The sequence below is a fragment of the Mesorhizobium sp. M1A.F.Ca.IN.020.03.2.1 genome, assembly GCF_004023205.1.
In the GTDB taxonomy this organism is placed as follows: domain Bacteria; phylum Pseudomonadota; class Alphaproteobacteria; order Rhizobiales; family Rhizobiaceae; genus Mesorhizobium.
In genome coordinates this window covers 1-7,256 of the sequence record NZ_RZSV01000251.1, presented here as the reverse complement: position 1 = coordinate 7,256, position 7,256 = coordinate 1, and the positions used below count along the sequence as shown (strand labels likewise).

The window sequence follows — 7,256 nt, the reverse complement described above, 5'->3', positions numbered from 1 at the left end:
CGCCAGGCCTACACGCTGACGCTGTCCGGCGGAAAGTGCCGCGCCGCTCTCGCCGATCTCGGTTTGATAGCCTTCGGGCAGGCGCAGGATCATGTCGTGCACGCCGGCAGCCTGGGAGGCCTCGATGATCGCCTCCGGCATGGCGTTCTCGTCGAAGCGGCTGATGTTCTGGGCGACCGTACCGGCGAACAATTCGACATCCTGCGGCAGATAGCCGATATGGCGGCCAAGCGCCTGCGCCGGCCACTGCTCGATTGCAGCGCCGTCGAGACGGATCTTGCCGCGCATCGTGGGCCATACGCCGACGAGCGCGCGCACGAGCGAGGATTTTCCGGAGCCGCTCGGGCCGATCAGGCCCATGCCGGAGCCGGCGTCGAGCGAAAAGTCGATATCCTCCAGCAGGATGCGCCGTCCACCAGGCGCCGTCACCCCGACGGTTTCCACAGCGAGTGTCGCGTTTGGCGCCGGAAGCTCCATGCCGCCATCGTCGACCGGAAAGGCGGCAAACAGATCGACCAGCCTCTGCCAGCTCTGGCGCGCGCTGAGGAAGTGCTTCCAATACGCGGTGGCGAGCTCGATCGGCGCCAGCGCCCGCGATGTCAGGATTGAACTGGCGATGATGATGCCGGGCGTGGCCTGCTGGTAAATGACCAGATAGGCGCCGAGCGCCAGGACCATCGACTGCAGCATCATGCGCATGATGCGCGAAGCCGCACCCAATCCGCTCGTCAGGTCGCTCGCCTGCGCCTGCGCCTCGCGGAAGGCGTTGTTTGCTTGGCTCCAGCGCCCGGCCAGCCTCTCGCCCATGCCCATGGCGGCCAGCACTTCGGCGTTGCGGGCGCTCGCCTGCGCGATCGCGCCGCGCCTTGTGCCGAAGCCGGACATTGCCTTGGTCGGGGCGCGGACCAGGCGATCGGTGAGTGCCGTCAGCGCGATCAGCAGCAGCGCGCCGATGAGCGCCGCGACGCCGATCCACGGATGGAAAAGAAAGCAGATCACAACATAGAGCGGCATCCATGGCAGATCGAACAGCGCACCCGGGCCGGGGCTGGAAAGGAAGCCGCTGACCTGGTCGAGGTCGCGCAGCGCCTGCAGGCCTTCGCCGCGATCAGGCGTTCTGAGCGGCAGCCGCACGAGGCAGTTGAAGACGCGGCCGGCGATGAGCTCGTCGATGCCGGCGCCGATGCGTGTCAGCACGCGCGCACGGATCGCTTCGAGGACGCCCTGGAAGGCATAAAGCACGGCGACCAGAATGATCAGCGCCACCAGCGTCGGCACGCTGCGGCTAGGCAGAACGCGGTCATAGACCTGTAGCATGAACAGCGAACCGGACAGCATCAGCACGTTGATGAGGCCGCTGAGGCCGGCGACGGCCGCATACGGGCCGCGGAAGGAGGCGAGCGCCTTGCGAAGCTCGGAAGGTTTCAGGTCAGCTAAAGGCGAGCGTGTCAGATGGTTACCCCCGAAAAAACCGCGCCCGGCTTGAGGCGGGTTGGCGGGCCGCGATCGAGGCGCGGCCCGCGGTGAATGGATCAGCCGACGAGTTCCGTCGTTTGATGGTCGGAATGGCCGGCAATCTGCGCCAGGATCTTGGTGATCGCGGACTGCGCCGCATCGGCCGCGTCGGCAAAGACCGGATTGTCGGCCGGCAGGTGGTCGTGCAGCCCCGCTGCCGCCCGTTCCACAGCCTGCTGGACATGGTCCGACGGATCCGGCGCGTTGTCCGGATTGGCGTGCGAGGCGTGACGGAACAAGAATTGGTCGCTGTCCAAGGCCACCGCATCATGCTTGGGCGCGTCGGTGGAGTCGGTGAGACCAGGCGTGCCCCGGTCGCCAACAGGATGCTTGCCGAAGAAGTCGGCGAGCCAGTTTTTGGTGCCGTTGCCCGTGTTCGGTCCGCTGGTCGGCGCGGCCGGGGCGTGGCTTGAATCGGATCCTGAATCTTCTGCCGATGCCGTCGCCGCGAGCGTGCCCGATTTCATTGCCGGGTCGATCAGGTCGCGCTTGACGTTCTTGGTGCCGATTGTCGCCGTCTGCGTCGAAGTGGCGATATTGGCGCCAGAAAAAGTGACGTTATAGGTGCCGGGCTTCAGCGCTAGATCATAGCCGCCGGCGGCCGAGGTCGTGGTCTTAAAGGTCTGGCCGGCTGAGTTCCTGGCGGTCACAGTGATGGTGCCCAGCCCTTCGCCCGGATCGTAGAAACGGTCGCCGTCCTTGTCGTCGAAAGCGACGCCGGTGAGGAAGATATCCGTGCCGCTCTTGGCGAAATCCTCGGTGACGAAGGCGCTGCTGCGGCCCTTGTAGTCGCCGACCTCGAAGGCGAGCCCAACTTCACGGAAGTTGGAATTGAGGATGTTGGCCCGGTGCCCGGGAGAATTCATCAGATTGGTGTGGAGAAGCTTGACCTCGTCGACATAGCCGGTCGGCGCGCGGGTCGTTGCCCAGGCGATGTTCTCGCCCGTGGCCCATGAGCCGCTCAGCGTATAACCGGCATTCGTCATGCGCGTCGTCGGCGACGAACCCCCGGAACCGGTGTGGGAGAATGTGTCGGTGGCCAGCATCCACTTGTCGTGGCCCTCGGCGGCTTCGCTGAGATCGTTGTCGAAGGCCAGGGGCTGGGCGCCGGTCTTGGCGCGCTCAGCATTGATGAGCTCGAGCAGATACTGCTCGTTGGCACTGTGCTGCGGCATCGGATATCCCCGTTGATACTGTTTGGTGAGCCCCCTGATCTCCGTCACCCGCCTTTCCGGCTATGGAGCAAATATGTTCATCATGCGGCGCTAAAGTAACAAATCGGAATATACGCACATATATCGTGTGCGTATCGCACCAGAAGCAATGTCGGACGGTTTGCCGATCGGTGGATGGAAGCTGATTTCGGCGGACTTGCCTAGGCGATGATCCTGAAGTCGATAGGTGCACTGTCGTCCGTGCGTTCTTCGACCTCGACCCTGATGACCGTCGCGCCCCTAGGCCCCCGCCACAGCCGATCGACCATCGAGTCGATCGCTGCGTCGGCGCCGGCGATGAGCGCCGTGACCGAACCGTCGTGCTCGTTTCGCACCCAGCCCGTCAGTCCGAGGCGCACGGCTTCGTCCCGCGCCCAAACCCGATAGCTGACCCCTTGCACCTTGCCGGAGATGCGCGCCCGAACGGTTCTCTTCTGCTCGACCATGCTCGTCTCCGCCTTCGAAGCCTTACGGAATCCGGCTCGGCGCCGCGCAAACGCAACGGCTGTGGATCGCCGTTAGTTCCCCCGCGCCGTCGCCAGCGCGCCAGGCAATTCCTCGGCGAAGATGTCGAGCTCATGGTCGAGGCCGACGCTGACCCGGATGCAGCGGTCGAGCCGCGGCGCCATCGGCTTGCGGATGAAGACGTCGCGCGAGAGCAGCGCCTGCATCACCTTCAGCGCGAAGGCGCCGTCGCGGCCGCAGTCTATGGTGACGAAATTGGTCGCCGAGGGCAGCGGCTTCAGCCCGTTTTCCTCGGCGATGGCCGCAATGCGCCGGCGCCCCGCGGCCACGCGCGCCACCACCGAATTCAGATAGTCCTGATCGGCCAGCGCCTCGAGCCCGGCGATCTGCGCCATGCGGCTGACGCCGTAATGGTTGCGGATCTTTTCGAAGTCGCGGATCACTTCCCGTTCGGCCACCGCATAGCCGCAGCGGATGCCGGCAAGCCCGTAGGCCTTGGAGAAGGTGCGCATGCGCACGACGTTCGGCCGCGCGACGTCGATCGGCGGCAGCGCCGATGCCGGTCCCAGCTCGCCATAGGCCTCGTCCAGCACCAGCATGGTGGTTTCCGGCAGCGCCTCGATGAAGCGGACGAGGTCCGGCGCCTCCCACCAGCTTCCCATCGGATTGTCCGGATTGGAGAGATAGACGAGCGGCGCTCGTTCCCGGGCGACAGCGGCAAGCAGCCCGTCGAGGTCCTCCTTGTCGTTGGCGTAGGGAACCGTCACCAGCCGGCCGCCGACGCCGGCGATGTGGAAGTTGAAGGTGGGATAGGCGCCAAGCGAGGTCACCACCGCGTCGCCCGGCGCGACATACATGCGCGCCACAAGGCCGAGCAGTCCGTCAATGCCTTCGCCGACCACCACGTTCTCGACGCCGACTTTGTGATGCGCGGCCGCCGCGACCTTCAGCTCGAAATTGTCGGGGTCGCAATACATCCACTGGTCGCGCGCGACGCTCTCCATGCGGGCAATCACGCGCGGCGAGGGCCCAAAGCTGCTTTCATTGGCGCCGATGCGGGCGCGGAAAGGCCGCCCGCGCTCGCGCTCCTGCGCCTCCGGCCCGACAAACGGCACCGTGGTGGGAAGCGTGCCGACGATCGGCGTAAGGGAAGGGCGCTGGCGCATGGCAAAGGCTCGGTTGAGAGGAGGCTTCTTGCTAGCTTGAGCGAGGGGTGGGTGCAAGCTGCGCGACAAACAACGAAGACGCACCATAGCCGGACTAGATTCTCCCGCCCGCTTTTGCTAGCGACGCAGGATGAGCAACCGATTGCCGCCTTCCTGGGCAAAGCACCTGAAAACTCAACCCTCGGCTAAGGCGGCACCGCCGAAAACCGTAGCACCCAAGGCACAGCTGAAGTCCGGTCCGTCTCGCGTGCAAGCCGACGACATGCTGTTGAGGCAGGCGCTCGAGTTTCAGAAAGCTGAGCAATTGCCTGAGGCGGAGGAACTCTGCTTTCGTGTCCTGGCGCGTACCCCAAACCATCCGCTGGCTTTTTACATCCTGGGAACCCTCGGCATCGGATTCGACAACGAGAAGGCTTTGCGGTACTTCGCCCGGGCGGTCGGAGAGGAGCCACGAAATCCTTACTACCACCTTAGTCTCGGCGAGACCTACCTGAAGCTCAGCGAGTTTACGCCGGCAATCAGGCACTTTCAGCAGGCCTTGGCCTTGAAACCGGATCTGGTGGAAGCGCTTTGCGCCCTGGGCGAAGCTTACAAGGCGTTCGACAAGGGAGAGATGGCGCTGCCGCTCTTTGAGAGGGCGCTCGAGTTCGACCGAAATCATCCTGGGGCCCGGTTGGGGTTGCCGGGTGCACTCGCGAGCCTTGGCCGTATGGAGGAAGCGGCAGTTCATCTGAAAGAGGCGATAAAACGGCGCATCGCGGTACCGGGAGCCTATCACGCGCTTATGCAAACGCGCAAATTCACGGAAGAGCCGACGGAACTCGCGGCAATCCTCACGGAGATTCGAGATTCGGGCCATGGGCCGGAGGGAATGGCAGCGCTGCACCACGCCGCCGGAAAGGTGCTCAACGATCTCCATCGCTATCAGGAGGCGATGGACCACTTCAAGCAAGGGAATCAGGCCAGGGGCCTAAAATTCGACCTGGGATGCTATCGTCGCTGGGTCGATGCCGTGATCGAGACCTTCACACCCGGACTGGTGGCTTCAATGGCCGCTTATGGCAATCCCTCGGAGGTGCCTGTGTTCATCGTCGGCATGCCTCGCTCGGGCACGACGCTGACAGAGCAGATTTGCGCCAGCCATCCTGATGTTCATGGCGCCGGCGAACTCAGCAAGCTCAGACGAATTGCCAACGGGCTAGGCCTCAGAGACGGCCCTGACGCAAACGTCGCTAAATCGGTCGCGACGATTACTCCCGAATTGACCAAGACGCTGGCATCCGAGCATCTTGCCTATCTACGTGAGCGAGCGCCTGATGCGCTTCGAATCGTCGACAAGATGCCCCACAATTTCGAGTTGATCGGACTAATCGGCATCCTGTTTCCCAACGCGCGCATCATTCATTGCCGCCGCGATGCCATCGACAATTGCATCTCCTGCTTCGTGCTGCAGTTCAATGAAGCGCATAACTACAGCGCAGATCTTGAGACACTAGGGCTATACTACAGAGAATATGACCGCCTAATGCGGCACTGGAACAACGTTCTTCCGGGCCGCATCTTCGAAAACCGGTATGAGATATTGATTGAAAATCAAGAGGAGCAGTCGCGCCGCTTGATAGATTATCTCGGGTTGCCTTGGGACGACGCCTGCTTGCGCTTTTTTGACAGGGACGGCTCGGTAAACACTTTCAGCCGTTGGCAGGTTCGCCAGCCGATTTACAAGTCGTCCGTCAAGCGTTGGAGGAACTATGAAGGCGAGATCCAACCGCTGATCGAAGCCTTGGGCAACTTGGCTGAGGTTGACCTGTAATTTAGTTTCCTACTAGAAAAATTCTGGCCGGAAGGTACACCGCAAAATCGCTCGTGTGGCGATTGGCAGAACGTTCATTGTTTCGTCGTTCTCTGGCGAAGCAAGGAGGGAAGCGGCACGGCGGAGACCAGGAGCCGGGGCGTGAACGGCGGATTTCTGCCATCTTATCGAGTGCAGCACTGCGCAATGGTGCTTTGAGGAACTGCCCGCAGAAAAGAAAAAACCCGGCAGTTGCCCGCCGGGTTTCGATTTCAGTTGGACGCTGCTGATTAGAACGAACGCTGGAAGCGGAGCATACCGCCGACGCTGTTCTTCTTATTGGCGTTGGTCCAGTTTCGGTCGTCCAGTTCGCCGAATTTGCCATCGTGCAAGTAATCGACCTCGGCCGTAACCGTGAAGCCAGGCACAATGTCGTAGGCGACGTTGGCTGCGACGCCGTAGTTCTTGGCGTCATCAGCAGAGGCCTGGAGGTTGAACGAGGTCTTCTCGTTGAACTTGTAGGTGCCGCCGCCCCAGACTGCCCAGTTTCCGCCCCACTGCTTGTAGAAGTTTCGGTCGATGTGGTCGTCCGACCCGTAGCCGGCCATGAGGAAAAGCGACAGCTCGTTGGTCGCGTTCACATCCAAGCGGACCTTGCCTGCCCATTCATCCCAGGCGCTGTCATAGGCGACGACGCCCGTGATGGCGCCCCAGCCCTGGGTATACTTCACGCCGCCGACAACATGCGGAACATAGCTGTCGATGGTGTCATTGCCCGAACCGGCATTGTAGAGGTAATTGCCAGCCCCATCAACAACCGGGCCGCCAGCGGAACCGGCCCCTTCTTCCAGCGAGACCACAGCCGAGAAGCCGTTGCCGGCGTCAAAGTAGTACTGGACGACGTTGGTGTCGAAGCCGCCATAGGGAACCAGCGTATCGTTGATGACGTTGCCGGCGTATCCGATGAACGTGTTGAAGGCCGATTCGTCCTTGCCGACGCGCAGGCCGCCGAGCTGGATCCAGGCGAAATTCAGCGTGATGCCCTTGTTACCGGCGGGATTGCCGATCGGCTGGCCGCCGGCGGTGACCGAATCGCCATAGCCG

6 protein-coding genes are annotated in these 7,256 nt (G+C 62.7%); 1 reads left to right on the top strand and 5 read right to left on the bottom strand.

The genetic code is table 11. The annotated features are described in order from the left end of the window. The 4 genes from EOA79_RS27120 to EOA79_RS27105 form a co-directional block, all read right to left on the bottom strand. The coding region (locus EOA79_RS27120; protein ID WP_128293466.1) for a type I secretion system permease/ATPase at positions 1–1,428 on the bottom strand (1,428 nt) is incomplete at its 3' end. A 104-nt stretch (positions 1,429–1,532) separates the two neighbouring features. Next, a complete protein-coding gene (locus EOA79_RS27115; RefSeq protein WP_095823691.1) occupies positions 1,533–2,690 on the bottom strand; it encodes a CAP domain-containing protein in 1,158 nt (385 codons plus the stop codon). Between the two features lie 200 nt (positions 2,691–2,890). Further along, a complete protein-coding gene (locus EOA79_RS27110) occupies positions 2,891–3,175 on the bottom strand; it encodes an acylphosphatase (RefSeq protein WP_067321058.1) in 285 nt (94 codons plus the stop codon). A 72-nt stretch (positions 3,176–3,247) separates the two neighbouring features. Continuing rightward, positions 3,248–4,360: a pyridoxal phosphate-dependent aminotransferase gene (locus EOA79_RS27105; protein ID WP_095823690.1), complete on the bottom strand. Its 1,113-nt coding sequence runs from the start codon at positions 4,358–4,360 to the stop codon at positions 3,248–3,250. Between the two features lie 130 nt (positions 4,361–4,490). Here EOA79_RS27105 and EOA79_RS27100 point away from each other — a divergent pair, with 130 nt between their 5' ends. After that, a complete protein-coding gene (locus EOA79_RS27100; RefSeq protein ID WP_095823689.1) occupies positions 4,491–6,173 on the top strand; it encodes a sulfotransferase in 1,683 nt (560 codons plus the stop codon). A 269-nt stretch (positions 6,174–6,442) separates the two neighbouring features. Here the strand turns inward: EOA79_RS27100 and EOA79_RS27095 are convergent. After that, a partial coding sequence (locus EOA79_RS27095; protein ID WP_164893961.1) for a porin occupies positions 6,443–7,256 on the bottom strand: 814 nt, incomplete at its 5' end.

What these genes read in the sequence shown, in the direction of transcription:
- EOA79_RS27100 (WP_095823689.1), top strand. Translation starts at nt 4,491, where the DNA reads ATGAGCAACCGATTGCCGCCTTCCTGGGCAAAGCACCTGAAAACTCAA.
- EOA79_RS27115 (WP_095823691.1), bottom strand. Translation starts at nt 2,690, where the DNA reads ATGCCGCAGCACAGTGCCAACGAGCAGTATCTGCTCGAGCTCATCAAT.
- EOA79_RS27110 (WP_067321058.1), bottom strand. Translation starts at nt 3,175, where the DNA reads ATGGTCGAGCAGAAGAGAACCGTTCGGGCGCGCATCTCCGGCAAGGTG.
- EOA79_RS27105 (WP_095823690.1), bottom strand. Translation starts at nt 4,360, where the DNA reads ATGCGCCAGCGCCCTTCCCTTACGCCGATCGTCGGCACGCTTCCCACC.